We start from the raw sequence: 20,076 nt of genomic DNA on the forward strand, positions 1-20,076 counted from the left end.
CGGGGCCGGTTCCCGCGAGGCCTACTCGGCCGCCTCCGCGAACACCGTGCCGGCCCGCGGCAGGGCGAGGGCGTCCCAGACCTCCGCCAGCGCCTCGGTCAGGTGGGCGATGTGCGCCTCGCCGTGGAAGGGCGAGGGCGTGATGCGCAGGCGCTCGGTGCCGCGGGGCACGGTCGGGTAGTTGATCGGCTGGATGTAGATGCCGTGGCGCTCCAGCAGCCGGTCGGCGGCCGCCTTGCAGGCCTCCGCGTCCCCCACCATCACCGGCACGATGTGGGTGTCGGTCGCGAGCACCGGCAGGCCGGCGGCCGCGAGGGCGGCCTTGGTGAGGGCGGCCTGGCGCTGGTGGGCCTCGCGCTCGGCGCCCGAGCCCTTGAGGTGGCGGATCGACGCCGTGGCGGCGGCGGCGACCGCCGGCGGCAGCGCCGTGGTGAAGATGAAGCCCGGGGCGTGGCTGCGCACGGCGTCGCAGAGCGCCGCCGAGCCGGTGATGTAGCCGCCGACGACGCCGAATCCCTTGGCGAGCGTGCCCTCGATCACGTCGACCCGGTGCATCACGCCGTCGCGCTCGGCGATGCCGCCGCCCCGCGGCCCGTAGAGGCCGACGGCGTGGACCTCGTCGAGGTACGTCATGGCGCCGTAGCGCTCCGCGAGGTCGCAGATCGCCCCGATCGGCGAGACGTCGCCGTCCATGGAGTAGACGCTCTCGAAGGCCACGAGCGTCGGCCGGCCCGCCGCCGCCCGGAGCAGCGCCTCCAGGTGGCCGAGGTCGTTGTGGCGGAAGATCGCCTTGTCGCAGCCCGACTGGCGCACGCCCTCGATCATCGAGTTGTGGTTGAAGGCGTCCGAGAGGATCAGGCAGTCCGGGATCAGCCTGGCGATGGTCGAGAGGCCGGCCTGGTTCGAGACGTAGCCGGAGGTGAAGACCAGGGCCGCCTCCTTGCCGTGCAGGTCGGCGAGTTCCCGCTCCAGGTCGACCAGCGGCGAGGTGTTGCCGGCGATGTTGCGGGTGCCGCCGGCGCCGACGCCGACGCGCCGCGCCGTCTCGGTCAGGGCCGCCACGACGTCGGGGTGCTGCCCCATGCCGAGGTAGTCGTTCGAGCACCAGACCGTGATGGCGCGGCTCGTGCCGTCGGACTGGCGCCAGAGGGCGGTCGGGAAGCGGCCGGCGACGCGCTCGATGTCGGCGAAGACGCGGTAGCGCCGCTCGCCGTGCAGGCGGTCGAGGGCGCCGCGGAAATGGGCCTGGTAGTCGGTCGCGCTCTGACGGGTCTCGGGCATCGGGGTCCTTCGCGGGCTGGCCGGACCCCGCGACGGGGGGCCGGGGCGGCGGGACCGGGCGGGTTCCGGCTGGGGAGCCCGTCCTGCGACAGGGACGAACAAGCCCCGTCCGCCGCGGGTCGCGCCTTGATCTCGCTCGATTCGAGGCGGCTTTGTCTCTTGAACCGTGCGAGGGGCGAGGCGGAGGTTTCTGACGCCTCGCGGCCGGGCACGGAAGCGGGAAATTCGTCATGGCGACGATGGGTCGCGCGATGAGCGGGAACGACGACGGGGCGCGGTCGCAGAGGTTGAAGGCGGCGCTGCGCGACAACCTCAGGCGCCGCAAGGCGCAGGCCCGCGGCCGGGAGGCGGCCGAGGGCGAGCCCGCGCCCGAGCCGCCGGCGGATCGGCCCGGGGGCGAGCGGCGTTGACGGGTCGGCGGGGCCAAGAGTGTCGCGTGGGGCGCCGCCGCGGCCGAGAGTTCGCGTGCGAGAGTTCGAGTGTCTGGAGCATGGCGCGGGTCCGCGAGGCGGCGCGCGGGGGAATGGTGACATGGACCGCATCCACATCGTCGGAGGGACGCCGCTGCACGGCGTGATCCCGATCTCGGGCGCCAAGAACGCGGCCCTGCCGCTCATGATCGCGAGCCTGCTCACGGGCGAGACGCTCGAGCTCTCGAACGTGCCGCGTCTCGCCGACGTGGCCTCGCTCCTGCGCATCCTGGGCAACCACGGCGTCGACCACATGGTGGTCGGCAAGCGCCCCGGGCAGACGGCCGAGACCGGCCAGACCATCCGCCTCACCGCCAGCAACGTCATCGACACCACAGCGCCCTACGAGCTGGTCTCGACCATGCGGGCGAGCTTCTGGGTGATCGCGCCGCTCCTCGCCCGCTTCGGCGAGGCGCGGGTCTCGCTGCCGGGCGGCTGCGCCATCGGCACGCGGCCGGTCGACCTGCTGCTCATGGCCCTGGAGAAGCTCGGCGCGGCGATCGAGATCGACGGCGGCTACGCGGTGGTGCGCACCCGCAACGGCCTGCGCGGCGGCGAGATCACCTTCCCGAAGGTGACGGTCGGGGGCACGCACATCGCCCTGATGGCGGCGGTGCTGGCGCACGGCACCACGGTGATCGAGAACGCCGCCCGCGAGCCCGAGGTGGTGGACCTCGCCGCCTGCCTCACCCGGATGGGCGCGCGCATCGAGGGCGCCGGCACGCCCCGCATCGTGATCGAGGGCGTCTCCCGCCTCGGGGGCGCCCGCTACGAGGTGCTGCCCGACCGGATCGAGACCGGCACCTACGCGATGGCGGTGGCGATGGCGGGCGGCGACGTCACGCTGGAGAACACCCGGGCCGACCTCCTGCACAGCGCCCTCGACGTCCTCGCCACCACGGGGGCCGAGGTGACGTCGGTGCCGAACGGCATCCGGGTGCGCCGCAACGGCGGCGGCGTCGCGGCGGTCGACGTCACCACCGACCCGTTCCCGGGCTTCCCCACCGACCTCCAGGCGCAGTTCATGGCGCTGATGACCCGGGCCAGGGGCCAGTCGCACATCCGCGAGACGATCTTCGAGAACCGCTTCATGCACGTCCAGGAGCTCGCCCGCCTCGGCGCCCGGATCCGGCTCGAGGGCGACCTCGCGGTGGTGGAGGGCGTCGAGCGCCTCAAGGGCGCGCCCGTGATGGCGACGGACCTGCGCGCCTCGGTCTCCCTGGTGATCGCCGGCCTCGCCGCCGAGGGCGAGACCCAGATCAACCGGGTCTACCACCTCGACCGCGGCTTCGAGGCCCTGGAGGCGAAGCTCGTGCGCTGCGGCGCCGAGATCCGGCGCGTGCGGGCCTGAGGCCCGGATGCCCCGGGCGGCGAGCCGCGCCGGCGGGGGGCCGCCCTCAGGCGCGCGGGGCCTGCCCGTCCGGCCGGCCCCCGTCCGCGTGGCCGACGGCCCGCCCGAGGATCGCCGCCGCGTCCGGGACCGCGTCGTCGCCGGCCCAGGCCACGAACTGGTCGGGGCGCACCAGCACGAGGCCCGCCTCGTAGCGGGCCGGCTCCCCGTCCCGGGCGTCCTCCACCACCGTGAGCGGGATGCCGAGCCGCCCGGCGGCCTCGCGGAAGGCCCGCGCGCCGCGGCCGTCGCCGCCGAGCGCCAGGAGCGTGAAGCCCGCGCCGAGCGCCTCGTAGACGCTGCGCCCCGACGACAGCGCCAGGGGCGCGAGGTGGTGGCCCGCCCGCGCCGCGAAGGCGTGGGTGCCGAGGGCGCCGGACTCGGCCCCGGGCGGCCCGGCGACGAGCGGCGAGCCGGAATAGTGCGGCGCGTAGGCGCCGACCTCGGAGCGGGCGCCGGACTGGCGCGCCTGCCAGGCCTCCTCGAAGGCCGCCCGGTCGCGGGCCGGGTCGTGGGCCGCGAGGAAGTCCCGGTCGACGCGGATCGCCCGCTCTATGAAGTCGCGGGCCGTCGAGGCGAAGACCGGGCGCCGCTCCGCCGTGTAGGAATCGAGCAGGCCCGGGCCGGCCCAGCCCGCGAGGGCGGCGGCGAGCTTCCAGCCGAGGTTGGCGGCATCCTCGAAGCCGGTGTTGATGCCGTAGCCGCCGTAGGGCGGGTGGCTGTGGGCCGCGTCGCCGGCCACGAACAGGCGGCCGTGGCGGTAGCTGTCGGCCGTGGCGAAGCGCAGGTCCCAGAAGCCGACATGCTCGAGCGCGACGTCGAACGGGGCCCCGACCGCCGCGTGCAGCAGGCCCGGGAAGTCGAAATTGTCCCGGGTGGTCCCGGGCGGCACGGGCGCGTGGAAGAACCAGGTTGTGCCGAGGTCGACCCGGCCGAAGAACTGCCAGTAGCCCTCCAGGTCCGGGTGCAGCACGTTGTAGAACGACTTGCCGGGGAAGCGCTCCAGGAGCGCGTGCAGCCCCTCCGAGCGGAACACCAGGAGCACCATCACCCGGTCGTGGTCCTGGCGGGTCTGGGTGATGCCGGCCCGCTCCCGCATGAGCGAGCGGCTGCCGTCGCAGCCGACCCCGTAGGGCGCCCGCAGGGTGCGGCGGCCGCTGCCGTCGCGCCGCGCCACCGTCACCCGCACGCCGGCCTCGTCCTGCCCCACGTCCTCGGCGGTCCAGCCGTAGAGCGTCTCCACGGCCGGGATCGCGGCGGCGCGGCGGCGCAGCACGGCCTCGGTGGCGTATTGCGGCAGGCGCTCGTTGTCGGTGAAGTAGTAGGGCCGCACCAGCTCGCGCTGGAGCCAGTCGTAGGCGTAGCCGCCGAGGAGCGTGCCGTAGGCGGTGAGCCCCCCGATGCCGTAGTCGCGCGGGATGGTGCGGGCGGCCCGCAGCGCGGCTTCCGCGCCCCAGAAGTGGAAGTGCTCGAGGGTGCGCTGGGTCAGGTTCTGGCCCTTGGGGATCGGCTGGGGCTCGGGGTAGCGCTCGACCACGGTGCAGCGCACGCCCCGCTGCCCGAGATCGATCGCCAGCCCCATGCCGACGGGGCCGCCGCCCACGATGACGACCTGCGGGGCGGATGCGGGTGTGTCGGATGCGGTCATGGTTGCCTCGTCGCGCGGGAGGGCGGGGAGCGTCGGGGACGGGATCACGGGGCGGTGGCGGGCCGGGTGCTCTCCCGCGGCGCCGCCGCGCCCCGGCCGTCGCGGCGGGCGAGCGCCAGGGCAGCCAGGGCCGCGCACAGGGCCGGCACCGCGGCGGCGAGGAAGAGGGATTGCGTCGTCCAGTGCTGGGCCAGGAGGGCGCCGCCGACGAGCGGCCCCACGATCGATCCGGCCCGGCCGATGCCGAGCGCCCAGCCGATGCCGGTGGCGCGCACCCGCGTCGGGTAGGTGCCGGCCGCGAGGGCGTTCGAGGCGATCTGGCCGCCGACGATGCAGAAGCCGGCGCAGAAGATCGCGAGCGCCGCCGGCACGATCGCGTGGCCCGCCGCACCGATCGCCGCCACCGCGACCGCCGCGACGCCGTACGTGAGGGCGAGGGCCCGGAACGAGAAGCGGTCGATGAACCGCCCGAGCGTCACCGTGCCGACCACGCCGCCGACCTGCAGCAGGGACCCGATCGCGGCCGCGAGCGAGACCGAGGCGCCGAGGTCGCTCAGCACCGTGGGCAGCCAGTTCGACAGGAAGTAGAGGTCGAGCAGGCTCATGAAGAACACGACCCAGAGCAGCAGGGTCGTGCGCGCCCGGCCCTCGCCGAACAGGTGGGCGACGGCGAGGCCCGGCAGGTGGGGCTCGTGGACGGCGAAGCGCGTGCCGGCGGGCAGGGGCTCGTGCGGGAAGGCCCGGGAGAGGATCGCCCCCACCTGCGCGTCGGAGCGGCCCGACACGGCGAGGAAGCGGACCGATTCGGGCAGGCGCCAGGCCAGCAGCGGGACGAGCGCCAGGGGCGCGGCGCCGCCCACGAGGAAGACCGCGCGCCAGCCGAAGGCCGGGATCAGGGCCGCGGCGATCAGCCCGCCGAGCGCGGCCCCGACCGAGAAGCCGCAGAACATCGTCATCACCATGGTGGCCCGCCGGCGCTGCGGGCTGAACTCCGAGGTCAGCGCCACGGCGTTCGGCATCGCGCCGCCGAGGCCGAGCCCGGTGAGGAAGCGCAGCGCGATCAGGATCCCGGTGTCGCCCGCGAACGCCGTCGCGAGGGTGCCGAGCCCGAAGGCCGCGGTGCTCGCCACGATGATGCGCTTGCGCCCGATGCGGTCGGACAGGGGACCGAACACCAGGGCGCCGATCATCAGCCCGAGGAGGCCGGCGCTGAAGACAGGCCCGAGGGCGCCCCGCGGCAGGGCCCAGTCCCGCACCAGCTCGGGCGCGACGTAGCCGATGGCCTGGGTGTCGAAGCCGTCGACGAACAGCACCGCCGCGCAGGCGAGGAGCAGCCGGACCTGGTAGCGGCCGACCGGCCGGTCGTCGATGAAGGCCGTGACGTCGACCGCGCGGGCAGCGCCCGCCGGGGTCTCGGCACGGGCCGGGGGTCGGGCGCCGGCAGCGCTCCCGGAGGCGTGGTCCATGGCGTTTCGTCCCGAGTGGCGTTGTCGTGGCGGAGGGCGGTCGCCCGCCTCCGATGCGCCGGCAGGCTCGCAGATGCGGCGATCCGGGTCAAGATTAGTCAGACGTCTGATGAATTGCCCGGGCCCGGGGAGGCGCGCCGGCGCGCTTGTCTGCCCGGGACGGCTCGCCTAAAGCAGGCCGGCCTTCCGATCGCGCTGCGACGCCGGCGGACCCCCACCAGAGCCCCGCGATGGCCGACGATCCGCTGGACGTCCTGTACGACCGCCCCGGCTTCATGATCCGCCGCGCGCACCAGATCGCCGTCTCGGTCTTCGTGGCCGAGACGGCGGAGCTCGGCGTCACCACCACGCAGTACGGCATCCTGTACCTCCTCCGGCACAGGCCCAGCGTCGACCAGATCACGGTGGCGCGCCTGCTCGGGCTCGACCGCTCGACGACCGGGATGGTGGTCAAGACCCTCGAGGGCGCCGCCCTCGTGGCCCGCGTGGTCGAGCCCGCCGACAAGCGCCGGCGCAGCCTGGAACTGACCGAGGCCGGCCGAGCCCTGCTCGCCCGGCTCGAGACGCCGGCGGCCCGGGCGGTCGAGCAGCTGCTCGCCCCCCTCGATCCGGCCGAGCGGCCGGTCTTCCTGCGCCTCCTGAAGAAGCTGACGGGCGCCTTCGACGCGACCTCCCGGGTGCCGCTGACGAAGGCGCGCCGCGGCGCGGCCGCCTGACCGGGCCCGCGGCATGGAGCACGACATGACGGATGCCCTCGCGGTTCTGCCCACCCCGAGCCTCGTCCTGGACGAGGGCCGCATGCTGCGGAACGTCGACCGGCTGCGCCGCCATCTCGCGGGCCTCGGGGTCGCGCCGCGGCCCCACCTCAAGACCGTGAAGTCGGTGGAGGCGGCCCGGCGCGTGCTGGCGGACGGGACCGGCCCCGCCACCGTCTCCACCTTGCGGGAGGCGGAGGTGTTCGCGGCGGCGGGCGTGCGGGACATCCTGTACGGCGTCGGCATCGCGCCGCAGAAGCTGCCCCGCGTCCTGGCCCTGCGCGCCGCGGGCTGCGACCTCAGCCTCGTGCTGGACTCGCCCGCCCAGGCCGAGGCCGTGGCGCAGGCCTCCCGCCGGGCCGGCGACGCCGTGCCGGTGCTGATCGAGATCGACAGCGACGGCCACCGCTCCGGCCTGCGCCCGGAGGACCCCGCGGTCGTGGCCATCGGCCGCCTCCTCGAGGAGGGCGGCGCGGCCCTGCGCGGCGTCGTCACGCATGCCGGGGAGAGCTACGGCGCGACCGGCGCGGAGGCCCTGGCCGCCTTCGCGGAGCGCGAGCGCCGCGCCGCCGTCGCGGCCGCCGAGGCCCTGCGGGCCGCCGGGCTGCCCTGCCCGGTGGTCAGCGTCGGCTCCACCCCGACGGCACACCGCGCCCGGGACCTGTCCGGCGTCACCGAGGTGCGGGCCGGCGTCTACGTCCTGTTCGACCTCGTGATGGCCGGCATCGGCGTCTGCACCCTGGACGACATCGCGCTCTCCGTGCTGACGACAGTCATCGGGCACCAGCGGGAGCGCGGCTGGATCGTCGTGGACGCGGGCTGGATGGCCCTGTCGCGCGACCGGGGCACGGCGGCCCAGGCGGTCGACCAGGGCTACGGCGTCGTCTGCGACGCCGGGGGCCGGGTGCTCGACGACCTGATCGTCGAGGCGGCGAACCAGGAGCACGGCATCGTCGCGGTGCGGCCCGGCAGCCGCGCCGCCCTGCCGGACCTGGCGGTCGGGACCCGGCTGCGCATCCTGCCGAACCACGCCTGCGCGACCGGCGCGCAGTTCGACGCCTACGCGGTGCTGCCGGCCGACGGGACCGGGACGCTCGCCCACTGGGACCGCTTCCGGGGCTGGTAGCCCCGGCGGGCTGGTAGCCCCGGCGGGCTGGTAGCCCCGGCGGGCTGGTAGCCCCGGCGGGCTGGTAGCCCCGGCGGGCAATCAGGCGCCGGCACCGTCGCCACGCCAGGACACGAGGCTCGATCATGACGCGCCTGACCGGCCTCTCGGCCTTCCCCATCACCCCGTGCGACCCCGCGGGCGAGGTCGACGTCGCGGCGTTGCGCGTGCTCCTCGCGCGCCTGCTCGCGGCCGGCGTCGATTCGATCGGGCTCCTCGGCAGCACCGGGTCCTACCCCTACCTCTCGCGGGCGGAGCGCCGCCGCGCCCTCGAGGCGGCGCTCGACCTCGCGGCGGGCCGCGTCCCGGTCCTGGTCGGGGTCGGCGCCCTGCGCACCGACGAGGCCGTGCGGCTCGCCCGGGACGCGCGGGACGCCGGCGCCGCCGCGGGGCTGCTCGCGCCCGTCTCCTACACGCCGCTGAACGACGACGAGGTGTTCGCGCACTTCGCCGCCGTGGCGCGGGAGAGCGGTCTCCCGCTCTGCATCTACGACAATCCCGGCACCACCCACTTCGCGTTCGGCCCGGCGCTCGTCGGCCGCCTCGCCCGCCTCCCGGGCGTGGTGGCGGTGAAGAGCCCGGCCCCGGGCCCCGGCGCGGTCGCGTCCCACCTCGCCGCGCTGCGCGCCGCGGTGCCGGAGGGTTTCGCGGTCGGCTGCAGCGTCGACGGGAACGCGCTCGACGCGCTGCTCGCCGGCGCCGACGCCTGGTACAGCGTCGCGGCCGGCCTGTTCCCGGAGCCCTGCGCGGCGATCGTCCGGGCCGCCCGGAGCGGCGACGCGGCGATCGCCCGGCGGCTCGACGCCGGCCTGCGGCCGCTCTGGGACCTGTTCGGGACGTTCACGAGCCTGCGCGTCGTCTACGCGGCGGCGAACCACCTCGGCCTGTGCCGGGCCGCGCCGCCGCGGCCCGTCCTGCCCCTGCCGGAGCCCGCGCGGCAGCGGGTCGCCGACACGATCGACCGCCTGGGCCTGCGCTGAGGCCCGTCAGTACCCGATGGCGCCGCGCTTGAAGCCGAAGCCCGGGATCTCGCAGCCGCAGGAGGCGTTGACGGGCGCCGGCCGCGTCGGGCAGTTGCCCCGCGCCGTGACGCACATGCGGCCGATCCGGCCGCCGTCGTAGCCCGGCCCGCGGCCGTAGCCCTCGCCGCGGTAGCGCGGGCGCTCGTACTCCTCGCCGCGGTAGCGCGGCCGGTCGTCGTAGCGCTCCTCGAAGCGGCGGCGCGGGCGGTAATCCTCGTCATAGCCGCCGTACTGGGCGAAGGCCGGCGCGATCCCGAGGCCGAGCGTCAGGGCGGCCAGCGCCGCGGTCACCACACGTGTCACGGATGTCTCCTTCGAAGGGCGGGTCCAGTCGTGCCGGATGCTAGGGCCCGGCAGATGAACGCGGGCTGAGCCTCCCGGTGCCGCAGCGGCAGGCGGGAAAATCGGCGCGCCCCCCGGGCCCGGCGGCCCCGCAACGTGCGGCGGCGCGGTTGTCGTCGGCGGGGGGCGTCGCTACCTACCGGTCACGCCGATCCCGCGCAGGATCGCTCCTCCACAACTCAGGGACGCCGACAGTGAAGGACGCGGAGATGGATCTTCTCAGGCTCGCTGCCCTCGACGCCGAGGATCTCGCGGTCATCTCGGCCCACCTGCAGGACGCGATCCTGCGGGTCGGGGACCTCACCTACCTGCCCGGGCAGCGCCGCTTCGCCCTGGTGGCCCGCCGCTTCGACTGGGCCACGCCCGACGGCGCCCCGCCCCGCCGGCGCCTGACCGGCCTGCACTTCGACCGGGTGCTGGCGGTGCGCTGCCGCAGCATCCCCCGCGACCGGCCCGACGACCCCCTCGAGCTCCTCGCGGTCACCTTCGAGCCCGGCGAGGCGCCCTCCGGCACCGCCACCCTGGTCTTCGCCGGCGGCGGCGCCATCCGGCTCGACCTCGAGTGCATCGAGGCCGCCATGAAGGACCTGGGCCCCGTCTGGCAGGCCGGGAGCCGGCCGGCGCACGTGCCCCTCGACGCCGCCTGATTTTTTTGGCAGTCGCGGCGCTCCACACGAACCCGCCCGGATCCACGATGCTGCGCCTCGATTCCCGCCATCCCGATTTCGGGCAGCACTTCGCCCGGCTGCTGGCGGTCAAGCGCGAGGTGGCCGAGGACGTCGACGAGACGGTGCGGGGCATCATCCGGGACGTCGCCGCCCGGGGCGACGCCGCGCTCCTCGACTACACCCGCCGCTTCGACGGGCTCGGGCCCGACGCCTCCGCGGCCGCCCTGCGGGTGAGCCCGGAGGAGATCGACGCCGCCGTGGCGGCGTCCCCGCCCGAGCCCCTCGCCGCCCTCGCGCTCGCCAAGGCGCGCATCGAGGCCTACCACCGGGCCCAGGTGCCGGCCGACCACCGGGAGACCGACGCGCTCGGGGTCACCCTGGGCTGGCGCTGGACCGCCCTCGAATCGGTCGGGCTCTACGTGCCGGGCGGGACCGCGAGCTACCCGTCGTCGGTGCTGATGAACGCCGTGCCCGCCAAGGTGGCGGGCGTGCCCCGCATCGCCATGGTGGCGCCGGCCCCGAACGGGGTCACGAACCCCCTGGTGCTCGCCGCCGCGCGGCTGGCGGGCGTCGACGAGGTCTTCCGGGTCGGCGGCGCGCAGGCCGTGGCGGCCCTCGCGTACGGCACCGCCACCATCGCGCCCGTGGCCAAGATCGTCGGGCCCGGCAACGCCTACGTGGCGGCGGCCAAGCGCCGGGTCTTCGGGCAGGTCGGCATCGACATGATCGCGGGCCCCTCCGAGGTGCTGATCCTGGCCGACGGCTCGGCCAACCCCGACTGGGTGGCGGCCGACCTGCTCGCGCAGGCCGAGCACGACACGGCCGCCCAGGCCATCCTGATCACCGACAGCGACGCCCTCGCGGACGCGGTGGCGGCGGCGGTCGAGGGGCAGCTCGCGCTGCTGCCCCGGGCCGCGATCGCCGCCGCGAGCTGGCGCGACTACGGCGCGATCGTGCGGGTGGAGCGGCTCGCGGACGCCGTGCCGCTCGTCGACCGCCTCGCCCCCGAGCACCTGGAGATCGAGGCGGCGGAGGCCGAGGCCCTGGCGGCGCGGGTGCGCAATGCCGGCGCGATCTTCCTCGGCGCCCACACGCCCGAGGCGATCGGCGACTACGTGGGCGGCCCCAACCACGTCCTGCCCACCGCCCGCTCGGCCCGGTTCTCCTCCGGCCTCGGCGTGCTCGACTTCATGAAGCGCACCTCGCTCCTGTCCTGCACCCCGGAGGCCCTGCGGGCGCTCGGGCCCGCCGCCGTGGCGCTCGGGCGCGCCGAGGGCCTCGACGGGCACGCCCGCTCGGTGGCGATCCGGCTGAACCTCTGAAACGGCCCTCACGTCCCGCTTGCGCGCCTGCCCGCGCCGGCCTCTGTTACGCTCCGAGGCGCCGCGGCGCGTCCACCCGGGAGAAATCCGATGCCGAGCGATGCTCCCGACCCGTGCAAGCGGCTGGCCACGGTGACCCTCGACGAGGAGTCGATCGGCCGCGGCAACCCCGACCAGGAGCACGAGCGCGCCATCGCGATCTACGACATCCTGGAGGCCAACCGCTTCGCGGTCGCCAACCACGACGGCGGGCCCTACGCCCTCACCCTGGGCCTCGTGGAGAACAAGCTCGCCTTCGGGATCGCCACCGCGGAGGGCCAGCCGGTGATGACCCACCTCCTGTCGCTGACGCCGTTCCGGGGCGTGATCCGGGACTACGAGATGATCTGCGAGAGCTACTTCAAGGCCATCCGCACGGCCTCGCCGAGCCAGATCGAGGCGATCGACATGGGGCGGCGCGGCGTCCACAACGAGGCCTCCGAGCTGCTGCGCCAGCGCCTGGACGGCAAGGTGGAGGTCGACCACGACACCGCCCGGCGCCTGTTCACCCTGATCTTCGCCCTGCACTGGAAAGGCTGACGTCCTGGCGGCCGCCGCGGCGGCAGGGGAGGGTGGCGGATGGCTGAGCCCCGCGTGGCTGATCCCCCGGACGGCCCGGGAGGCAAGTCCGGCCGGCGGGTGCAGTCGGTGCTGTTCGTCTGCAACTACAACGCCGTGCGCTCGGCCTGCGCCGAGGCCCTGGCCCGGCACTACTTCGGCCGCTCGGTCTACGTGCAATCCGCCGGCGTGCGCTCGGGCGAGCCCACGGACCCGTTCATGGTCGCGGCCCTCGAGGAGGTCGGCATCGACGCCGCCCGCCACCGCCCCCGCACCCTGGACGAGCTGGAGGAGTGGGAGGGCCTGAACTTCGACCTGATCGTCTCGCTCTCGCCGGAGGCCCACCACGCCGCCCTGGAGCTCACCCGCACGGTCGCGGCGGACGTCGAGTACTGGCCGACCCCGGACCCGACCGCCGTGCAGGGCTCGCGCGACCAGCGCCTCGACGCCTACCGGGACGTGCGGGACGGGCTCGGGTTCCGGATCCGGCAGCGGCTGCGCTGACGCGGCGCGCGCCGCGGGGAGGGCCCGGCCGCCCGCCGCGTCAGAACCCCAGCGCCCGCCCGGCCGCCACGATCCCGAGCCCCGCCAGGATGGCGGCGAGCTCGAAGCGGGTCAGGGCCATGACGGCGGCCGCCGCCGCCAGGCCGGCGAGCCCCGGCAGGCCGGCGGAGAGGCCCGTCGGCAGGGCGGTCGCCACCACGATCGAGCCCGGCAGGGCCCGCAAGGCCCGCTCGACCCGCGGGGTCAGCCGCACCCGGCTCATCAGCATCACCCCGGAGGCGCGGCACAGGTAGGTGACGAGCGTCAGCGCCAGGATGGCGATCCACGGGCCGGCCGGGCCCGCGAGCAGCCCCTCGATCATCGGGCGGCCCCGTCGTCGACGAGGAGGCCCGTGACGAGCCCCGCCGCGGCGCCCGCCGCGATGAAGGCGTAGCCCGGCACCAGGTGCTGCACCACGAGCGCCACCGCGCCGGAGGCCAGCCACGGCAGCGCCGGCCGCACGCCGCGCCAGAGCGGCGCCAGCATGGCGGCGAAGAACACCGGCAGGATCATGTCGAGGGCGTAGGCCCGCGGCTGGGTCACGAGGGCGCCGGCGAGGTGGCCGGCCGCGGTCGCGGCCACCCAGAGCGGCCAGAGCCCGATGCCGGCGCCGAACAGCACGCCGAGGTCCCGGCCGCCCTCGGACCGGTGGCGCACGCCGATAAGCCAGCTCGCGTCGACGAGCACGAACAGGGTCAGCGCCGTGCGCCAGAGCGGCGAGCCGCGCATCCAGGGCTGGATGGTGGCGCCCATCAGGATCATGCGGGCGTTGATCAGCGCCGTGACCGTCATGGCGGCGAGGAGCGCGCTCACGCTCCAGGGCCGGCCCCAGACCTCCAGGGTCACCATCTGGGCCGAGCCCGCGTAGATCAGCGCGCTCGCGCCCGCCGCCTCCCACAGGCTCAGGCCCCGCTGCGCCGCGGCGGCCCCGAACGCCGCCCCGAACACCGCGATGCTGGGCCAGAGCGGCAGGCTGAGCCGGACGCCGGCGAGGATTCCGGCGCGAGTGAAGGGCGCGGCGGAAGGATGCGACATGAGCGGGCGGGAGATGGCAGGCCGGGGGATTCGGACGGGGAGCCGTCCCTGTGCCCGCCCTCCCGGCGGGCGTCAATCCGCCGTCGCTCCGCCGTCGCTCCGTCGTCGATCCGCGGGCGCGAGCCGCCGGACCGCCGTGACGGCCCCGTCGCCCGTGCCGGGGCCCGCCCGGCCCGCCCGGATGCGCGCCGCCGCATCCGCCAGGGGCTCGATGGCCACCGCCATGTGGTGGCCGTTGGCGTGGATCAGGCGGGTCTCGTCCAGCATCAGCCCGGTATGGCCGCGCCAGAACACGAGGTCGCCGCGGCGCAGGCCGGCGAGGTCGGGCGCGAGCGCCACCGCGGTGCCGAGCGCGCGCTCCTGCTGGTCGCTGTCGCGGGGCGCCGCGATGCCGGCCGCCGCCAGCGCGGCCTGGACGAGCCCCGAGCAGTCGAGGCCGAGGCTGCTGCGGCCGCCCCACAGGTAGGGCGTGCCGAGGAAGCGCTCGGCCGTCGCCGCGTAGTCGGGCACGCGGGTCGTCTGCGGGGCGAGGTGCCCGGACCAGACGAACCCGCCATCCGCCAGGCGCGCGTAGGGTCCCGCCTGCGCCTCGACCGTCACGAGCGCGCCGAAGCTCAGATGCGCGAGGGCGGGCCGCTTCAGGTCGGGGGCCGGGTAGACGAAGGTGCGCAGGGCCGCCACCCGGTGGGTCGGCTCCGGACCGGGCGCGCCCAGGGCGGCGGCCGGGAGGTAGCCGACGTAGGAATCGGCCGCGAGCTGGGCGTAGGCCCAGCCGTCCCGCTCCTCGTAGACCGTCACGGCCTCGCCCCGCAGGGCCTGCGTGTCGAGGGGGGCCGCCGGGTCGGGGGCGCGGTGGAGGGGCGCGACCGGCGCCGCGACCCTGCGCGGGCGGCCCGCGACGTAGCGGTCCGCCGCCACGAGGCCGCGCAGGCGCTCGTCGGCGAGGTCGGGCCGCGCCGGGATCAGGCGCGGATCGGGGCGGGAGGGGGCGTCGAGGTCCGTCACGGGCGCGACTCTTGCAACGCCGATCGGGCCGGACAAGGGCGGCGGCCGGGGGATTTCGGGGAGCGATGCGGGACCGGGCGGGGCCTGCGACAGTATGCCCGGGGCGGCCCGGTTCCCCGCTGGTCGCCGGGCCCGGGGCGAATTCGCGAACTCCCCCCGTGGCGTACGCCGCCGGCGCGGCGCGCCGCCCCCGCAACCAATCCAGCCGCGCCGGGTTGGGCATGTGCGTGTTGCACTGCAACAATCGGCGCTCCTGCGCTATGGTCCGTCCATCATGATGAGCCGTCCCGTGAAGAAGCCGACCGACAAGCACCGCAACCTGCCGCCGATCCGGGTGCGCAAGGAGCCGCCCACCGTCACCGAGGCGGTGGCGGCGGCCCAGGACCTCGCGGACGACATCGAGCAGCAGGTCGAGATCGCCGCCGGGCTGATCGGGCTGCCACCCGAGGAGGTCCGCCCGCACGTGCTCCAGGCCGTGAGGCCGAAGGCCGAGCGCAACCCCGAGCGGATCATCAGCACCGGCAACGGCCTGCGCGGCCCGCGCACGGTGATCGTGGAGCGCCGGGTCGGGCGGCCGATGGTCGAGCGCCGCACCCGGCCCCCGCTCGACGGACGCCGCTGAGCCGCGACGCCGCCCCCGGGATTCGGGCCCGCTGAAGCCGCCGACGAGACTGTCCCGGGCGCCGGTGCCGTCGGGGGCGCGGTAGGGCAGCTCCTCGCGGCCTGCGGGTTGCCCCCGGGAGCCCACGGTCGCGGATGCGCTGCGGCGTGCCGGCCTCGTCGCCCGGGTGCGCAAGTGCCCGCTCGAGCAAGTGCCCGCTCGAGCAGGTGCCCGCTCGAGCGGACGCAGCGGGTCGACAAGATGACCCCGGTAACCCTGGAGGCGGGCTTGCGGCCCCGCCTCGCCCCCGGGCGCTTGGCCCTGCGCCCGGGCCGCCGCGGCGGGACCTCGGCTCAGGCGCGCCGCCGCCGCGTTCCGCGCCCGGCCGGTGCCGGCGGACGGCCGGGTCGCGGAGGGCGCCTTCGGGCGCGATGTCGGGACCCCCGACGAGGGTGGGTTCCGGCGGCAGCTCACTCAACTTATGCTATTGATCTGGGCGACGGCGCGGGAGGATCATTGTCCCCCGTCCGTGGGCTCGGCGCGGTTCTGAGGACCGCGCTCTCGTGATATGACTGTGAACCGGGGTGCGTGAGTTTCCGGCGCCTGGGTGCCGTCAGTATGGTGTGCACATGAACTCTCTCGAGCCCGTCCGAACGGGCGTGGACGCGCTACGCCTCGACAACCAGCTCTGCTACGCGCTCTACGCCGCCTCCCACCGCATGACGAAGTGCTATCGGCCGCTGCTGGAGCGACTGGGCCTCACCTATCCCCAGTACCTGGTGCTGATCGTGCTCTGGGAGACGGACGGCCTCACCGTCTCGGAGATCGGCCGGCGCCTGCGCCTCGATTCCGGCACCCTGACCCCGGTGCTGAAGCGGCTCGAATCCGCCGGCTTCGTGCGCCGGACCCGCCGCCAGGTCGACGAGCGCGAGGTCGAGGTCAGCCTCACGGACGAGGGGCTCGCCCTCCAGGACGCGGCCGTGGAGGTGCGCCGGACCGTGGTGCACCACCTCCAGATGACCGAGGCCGAGATCGCCGAGCTCCGCACGCGCCTCGACGACCTGATCGCCACCCTGGCCGGCGACGCGTGAGGCGCCGGGGCCCGCGCGGGCCCGGCCCGGGCCCGCGGCCGCGCGATGGTTTGCCGGGCAACGATTCGTGCTTGAGCGGCGTCCCCGGACGTGGCTAAGACGGCCGGCGCGGGCGCCGGCATCCGCGCGGCCGCCTCGCCCCACGGCGGCCTCGACCGGACCGGATCGCGCTCCGGACCTCTCCGCTCCCGTTCGACCGGGTCATGACCGCACCGTGATTCGCCTGTCCCTCCGCTCCGACGAACGTCGCTGCTCCCCGCACGTTGGGCGCGCATGAAGCGCTTGCGGGCCTTGGCCGGTGCCCTGACGGGCTGGTCGGAGCGAGACGAGCAGCCGCGGCGCCAGGTCGGGGTGCTCCCGACGCGCCCGGGGCCCGACGGCGCCCTCCAGGTCATGCTGATCACCTCCCGGGAGACCCGCCGCTGGGTCATCCCCAAGGGCTGGCCCATGAAGGGCCTGAAGAACTACGAGGCGGCGGCGCGGGAGGCCTACGAGGAGGCCGGCCTGATCGGCCGCGTCGGCAAGCGCGCGATCGGCAGCTACTTCTACCGCAAGCGCCTCAAGAGCCGCGACACGGTGCTGTGCCAGGTCCAGGTGTTCCGCCTGGACGTGCGCAAGCAGCTCAAGACCTGGCCCGAGCAGCACGAGCGCGAGGGGCACTGGTTCACCGTCCAGGAAGCCGCCGAGGCGGTGACCGAGGTCGGCCTCGCCGCCCTCATCCGGGCGACCGGCGCGCATGGCGCGGAATCGCGCAAGTCCTAACCGCACCCGCGCGACGTGCCTCTCCGGCGAGCAGTCATGCCTGGAATATGGGCAGAACGACCGCGTGCGCCCTGCCTTGCCGTCGACCGGCGGCGGGGCGCCTGCCTGGTCTGTCATCATCCCGGGTGCGCGCCGCGCGCCGGCCCCTATCGCACCGTCACACGGCCCCGCTATGACGCGCGGCGTAACCGGGCCGCGCCCGGGCCCGGCGGATGTCTCGAAGGATCGCGACGCGATGGCGATGGTGCAGGCCTTCCAGCCCGGCGAGTTCCTGAACTCGGCCCTCAGCCTCCTCTGCGCCTTCGTGCTCGGAACGCTCATCGGGGCCGAGCGGCAGTATCGGCAGCGCACCGCGGGCCTGCGCACCAACGTGCTGGTGGCGGTCGGCGCCGCCGCCTTCGTGGATCTCGGCATGCGGCTCGGCCACGGCGACGGCGCGATCCGGATCGTCGCCTACGTGGTCTCGGGCGTCGGCTTCCTGGGCGCCGGCGTGATCATGAAGGAGGGCATGAACGTCCGCGGCCTCAACACGGCGGCGACGTTGTGGTGCTCGGCCGCGGTCGGGGCCCTGTCGGGCGTCGACATGGGGGGCGAGGCGGTGCTGCTCACCGCGGCGGTGCTGGCCGGCAACACCCTGCTGCGCCCGCTCGTCAACGCCATCAATCGCATCCCCATCGACGAGCGCCAGACGGAGGCGACCTACGAGGTGCGCGCCACCACCCACACCGACCGCCTCGGCGCGGTGCGCGACCTGCTGGTGGAGCGGCTGGAGGCGGCCGACTACCCGGTGCGCGAGGTCGAGGTGGAGGAGCGCGGCGAGGACGAGGTCGAGCTCGTCGCGACGCTCCTCAGCACCGCCATCGACCCCGCCGAGATCGAGGCCGTGACGGCCCGGCTCGAGAGGACCGACGGCGTCCGCCACGCCACCTGGACGGTGCGCACCTCGGATTAGGGCTCCCGGGGATCCGGGGCCCCGTCCGGGCAGGGTGACCCGGATCCAGCCCCGCAGGAGCGCGGCCGGGAGACCGCCGCCCCTGCGGAGCGCCGCGGGGGGCGAGGCGTCCGCCGGGCGCGCTCAAGCGCCGGCGGGCGGGACCTCCGCCGGCTCCGGGATGACGGAGACGTGGGCGGCCACGACCTTCCAGCCGTCCGGGAAGCGGCGCCAGGTCTGGCTCTGGCGCCCGACCGCCCCCGGGCTGCCGGCCCGGTAGAACAGCGTCATGGCGGTGGCGAAGTCGTGCCCGTGGGTGGTGATCACCGTCGCGTCGAGCGTGCGCGCCAGCCCCACCGGCGCGCGGGCGCGGCGGAAGGCCCGGATCGCGTCCATGCCGTAGAGGTTCTCGGCCCCGCCGTACCGGATGGTGCGGGGATCGTCCCAGAACGCCGCCTCCAGGGCGGCGACGTCGTTGCCGACCAGCGCCGCCTCGTAGGCCGCGAAGGCGGCCTCCACTTCCGCCCTCACGGCGGGATCGTCGGTGTCCACGTCGGCTCTCTCCATGCCTCCGGTCCCGGGAGAACCGCCCGGTCCCGGCTGAGTGTCCGGGCGCGCCGCACCGGGCGGGCGGAGGGCGCGCGGCCGTCCTACGGGAGCGCCGCCACCGGCGCCCGCCCGATTCCGGCCCGCTCCAGCGCCCGCGCCACCCGCAGGCACAGATCCTCGCGCCAGGGCGCGGCGATGACCTGCACCCCGAGCGGCAGCCCCCCGTCCGGCCAGACCGGCACGGCGGCGACCGGCAGGCCGATGAACGAGACCGGCTGCGTGAACACGCCGATGTTCGGCCGCAGCGGCATCGGTACGCCGTCGAGGACGAGGGTGGTCTCGCCGCCCCGCGGCGCCCGGCAGGGCGTCGCGGGGGCCAGGATCACGTCGACGCCCTCGAACAGGGCCGCCACCCGGGCCGCGTACCAGCGCCGGAAGCGCTGCGCCCGCTCCACCAGCGGGGCCGGGATCATGGCGCCGGCGAGCAGGCGGTCGCGCACCGCCGGGTCGAAGTCGCCCGGGCGGGCGCGGAGGCGGTCGAGGTGCAGGGCGGCGCCCTCGGCGGCCGTGATCACGTAGGCCGCGGCCCGGGCCCGCGCCGCCTCGGGGATCTCCACCACGGACCGCGCACCCAGCGCCGCCGCGGCCAGACCCACCGCCGCGAAGGCGGCCGGATCCCCGCCGGTGGCGAAGTAGCCGCCCGCCACCGCGATGCGCAGGCTCCCGGTGCCGTCCTCGAGGGTCGGGGTCGCCGGCTCCGGGGGACGCGCCCGCGCCACCGGGTCCTCGGGATCGGGACCCTGCATCGCGTCGTAGGCGAGCGCGAGGTCGCCCACCGTGCGGGCCATGGGCCCGAGATGGTCGAGGCTGCCGACGAACGGGAAGCTGCCGGCCCGGCTCAGGCGCCCGTAGGTGGGCTTGAGGCCGAACACGCCGCAGAAGGCGCCCGGCACCCGGATCGAGCCGTTGGTGTCGGAGCCGAGCGTCAGCGGCACCATCCCGGCGGCCAGCGCCGCGCCCGACCCGCCCGACGAGCCGCCGCTCATGCGGGCGAGGTCGTGCGGGTTGCGGCTCGGCCCGTCGTGGACGTTCTCGCCGGTGAAGTCGTAGGCGTACTCGCCCATGTTGAGGGCGCCGACCAGGATCGCGCCGGCCGCCTCCAGGCGGCGCACCAAGCAGGCGTCGCGGCCGGCCGCCGGGTGCTCGCGGTTGATCCGCGAGCCCGCCCGGGTCGGCAGCCCGGCGACGTCGAACAGGTTCTTGACCGCGAACGGCACCCCGGCGAGGGGGCCGGCCGGCTCGCCGCGGGCGAGCCGCGCGTCGAGGGCCTCCGCCGCCGCCAGCGCCCGGTCGCCGGTCACGTCCGTGAAGGCGTTCACCGCCGGGTCGGCGGCCGCGATGCGGGCGAGGGCGGCCGCGACGGCGTCGCGCGC

General features: G+C 75.7%; 22 protein-coding genes. 13 read left to right on the plus strand and 9 right to left on the minus strand.

What is annotated here, in order from left to right; translation table 11 throughout:
* Positions 1 to 21: 21 nt before the first annotated feature.
* On the minus strand, positions 22 to 1,281 hold the full coding sequence (gene hemA, locus DT057_RS21115; protein ID WP_128564079.1) for a 5-aminolevulinate synthase: 1,260 nt from the start codon (positions 1,279 to 1,281) through the stop codon (positions 22 to 24).
* 251 nt (positions 1,282 to 1,532) lie between these two features.
* On the opposite strand from hemA, the gene DT057_RS36195 reads away from it, so the two are divergent.
* Both DT057_RS36195 and murA read left to right on the plus strand, forming a co-directional pair.
* Positions 1,533 to 1,691 (plus strand): hypothetical protein, encoded by a 159-nt coding sequence (locus DT057_RS36195; protein WP_203236340.1) that lies wholly within the window; start codon positions 1,533 to 1,535, stop codon positions 1,689 to 1,691.
* 121 nt (positions 1,692 to 1,812) lie between these two features.
* Positions 1,813 to 3,102 (plus strand): UDP-N-acetylglucosamine 1-carboxyvinyltransferase, encoded by a 1,290-nt coding sequence (gene murA, locus DT057_RS21120; RefSeq protein WP_128564080.1) that lies wholly within the window; start codon positions 1,813 to 1,815, stop codon positions 3,100 to 3,102.
* 46 nt (positions 3,103 to 3,148) lie between these two features.
* Here murA and DT057_RS21125 read toward each other — a convergent pair whose 3' ends face one another.
* Complete coding sequence (locus DT057_RS21125) at positions 3,149 to 4,789, minus strand: FAD-dependent monooxygenase (RefSeq protein ID WP_128564081.1); 1,641 nt, start codon at positions 4,787 to 4,789, stop codon at positions 3,149 to 3,151.
* Between the two features lie 44 nt (positions 4,790 to 4,833).
* Positions 4,834 to 6,255, minus strand: a complete 1,422-nt coding sequence (locus DT057_RS21130; RefSeq protein ID WP_128564082.1) for an MFS transporter — start codon at positions 6,253 to 6,255, stop codon at positions 4,834 to 4,836.
* Positions 6,256 to 6,485: 230 nt separating this feature from the next.
* Here DT057_RS21130 and DT057_RS21135 point away from each other — a divergent pair, with 230 nt between their 5' ends.
* The 3 genes from DT057_RS21135 to DT057_RS21145 all read left to right on the plus strand — a co-directional run bounded on the left by DT057_RS21135 (position 6,486) and on the right by DT057_RS21145 (position 9,155).
* Positions 6,486 to 6,971 (plus strand): MarR family winged helix-turn-helix transcriptional regulator, encoded by a 486-nt coding sequence (locus DT057_RS21135; RefSeq protein WP_128564083.1) that lies wholly within the window; start codon positions 6,486 to 6,488, stop codon positions 6,969 to 6,971.
* A gap of 25 nt (positions 6,972 to 6,996) precedes the next feature.
* The gene (locus tag DT057_RS21140) at positions 6,997 to 8,136 is read left to right on the plus strand and encodes an alanine racemase (protein ID WP_128564084.1); all 1,140 of its coding nucleotides are present in this window, start codon (positions 6,997 to 6,999) and stop codon (positions 8,134 to 8,136) included.
* Positions 8,137 to 8,261: 125 nt separating this feature from the next.
* Positions 8,262 to 9,155, plus strand: a complete 894-nt coding sequence (locus DT057_RS21145; protein WP_128564085.1) for a dihydrodipicolinate synthase family protein — start codon at positions 8,262 to 8,264, stop codon at positions 9,153 to 9,155.
* 6 nt (positions 9,156 to 9,161) lie between these two features.
* Here DT057_RS21145 and DT057_RS21150 read toward each other — a convergent pair whose 3' ends face one another.
* Positions 9,162 to 9,500: a hypothetical protein gene (locus tag DT057_RS21150; protein WP_407068131.1), complete on the minus strand. Its 339-nt coding sequence runs from the start codon at positions 9,498 to 9,500 to the stop codon at positions 9,162 to 9,164.
* 248 nt (positions 9,501 to 9,748) lie between these two features.
* Between DT057_RS21150 and DT057_RS21155 the strand changes: the two genes are divergently transcribed.
* The 4 genes from DT057_RS21155 to DT057_RS21170 all read left to right on the plus strand — a co-directional run bounded on the left by DT057_RS21155 (position 9,749) and on the right by DT057_RS21170 (position 12,630).
* Positions 9,749 to 10,186, plus strand: coding sequence for a DUF2948 family protein (locus DT057_RS21155; RefSeq protein WP_203236341.1), 438 nt, complete (start codon positions 9,749 to 9,751; stop codon positions 10,184 to 10,186).
* Between the two features lie 47 nt (positions 10,187 to 10,233).
* Complete coding sequence (gene hisD / locus DT057_RS21160; protein ID WP_128564087.1) at positions 10,234 to 11,529, plus strand: histidinol dehydrogenase; 1,296 nt, start codon at positions 10,234 to 10,236, stop codon at positions 11,527 to 11,529.
* Positions 11,530 to 11,619: 90 nt separating this feature from the next.
* Complete coding sequence (locus tag DT057_RS21165; RefSeq protein WP_128564088.1) at positions 11,620 to 12,108, plus strand: UPF0262 family protein; 489 nt, start codon at positions 11,620 to 11,622, stop codon at positions 12,106 to 12,108.
* A gap of 39 nt (positions 12,109 to 12,147) precedes the next feature.
* A complete protein-coding gene (locus tag DT057_RS21170) occupies positions 12,148 to 12,630 on the plus strand; it encodes an arsenate-mycothiol transferase ArsC (RefSeq protein ID WP_128564089.1) in 483 nt (160 codons plus the stop codon).
* 40 nt (positions 12,631 to 12,670) lie between these two features.
* Here DT057_RS21170 and DT057_RS21175 read toward each other — a convergent pair whose 3' ends face one another.
* From DT057_RS21175 to DT057_RS21185, 3 genes are all read right to left on the minus strand, one after another.
* Positions 12,671 to 12,991, minus strand: coding sequence for an AzlD family protein (locus tag DT057_RS21175; RefSeq protein ID WP_128564090.1), 321 nt, complete (start codon positions 12,989 to 12,991; stop codon positions 12,671 to 12,673).
* Positions 12,988 to 13,704, minus strand: a complete 717-nt coding sequence (locus DT057_RS21180; protein ID WP_128564091.1) for an AzlC family ABC transporter permease — start codon at positions 13,702 to 13,704, stop codon at positions 12,988 to 12,990. The genes DT057_RS21175 and DT057_RS21180 overlap by 4 nt, the downstream gene beginning before the upstream one ends.
* 72 nt (positions 13,705 to 13,776) lie before the next feature.
* Entirely contained in the window at positions 13,777 to 14,709 is a 933-nt protein-coding gene (locus tag DT057_RS21185; protein WP_128564092.1) for a C40 family peptidase, read from the minus strand.
* Between the two features lie 274 nt (positions 14,710 to 14,983).
* Here DT057_RS21185 and DT057_RS21190 point away from each other — a divergent pair, with 274 nt between their 5' ends.
* The 4 genes from DT057_RS21190 to DT057_RS21205 all read left to right on the plus strand — a co-directional run bounded on the left by DT057_RS21190 (position 14,984) and on the right by DT057_RS21205 (position 18,115).
* Entirely contained in the window at positions 14,984 to 15,331 is a 348-nt protein-coding gene (locus tag DT057_RS21190; RefSeq protein WP_128564093.1) for a hypothetical protein, read from the plus strand.
* 608 nt (positions 15,332 to 15,939) lie between these two features.
* Entirely contained in the window at positions 15,940 to 16,401 is a 462-nt protein-coding gene (locus DT057_RS21195; protein WP_128564094.1) for a MarR family winged helix-turn-helix transcriptional regulator, read from the plus strand.
* Positions 16,402 to 16,674: 273 nt separating this feature from the next.
* A complete protein-coding gene (locus DT057_RS21200; protein ID WP_128564095.1) occupies positions 16,675 to 17,163 on the plus strand; it encodes an NUDIX hydrolase in 489 nt (162 codons plus the stop codon).
* Positions 17,164 to 17,398: 235 nt separating this feature from the next.
* Positions 17,399 to 18,115, plus strand: a complete 717-nt coding sequence (locus DT057_RS21205) for an MgtC/SapB family protein (protein ID WP_128564096.1) — start codon at positions 17,399 to 17,401, stop codon at positions 18,113 to 18,115.
* Between the two features lie 123 nt (positions 18,116 to 18,238).
* Here DT057_RS21205 and hpxZ read toward each other — a convergent pair whose 3' ends face one another.
* Positions 18,239 to 18,661, minus strand: coding sequence for an oxalurate catabolism protein HpxZ (gene hpxZ / locus DT057_RS21210; RefSeq protein ID WP_407068130.1), 423 nt, complete (start codon positions 18,659 to 18,661; stop codon positions 18,239 to 18,241).
* Positions 18,662 to 18,744: 83 nt separating this feature from the next.
* Positions 18,745 to 20,076: AtzE family amidohydrolase (locus DT057_RS21215; protein ID WP_128564097.1), on the minus strand; the 1,332-nt coding region annotated here is incomplete at its 5' end.

Origin of the sequence: Methylobacterium crusticola, assembly GCF_003574465.1 — a bacterium.
GTDB lineage: Bacteria > Pseudomonadota > Alphaproteobacteria > Rhizobiales > Beijerinckiaceae > Methylobacterium > Methylobacterium crusticola.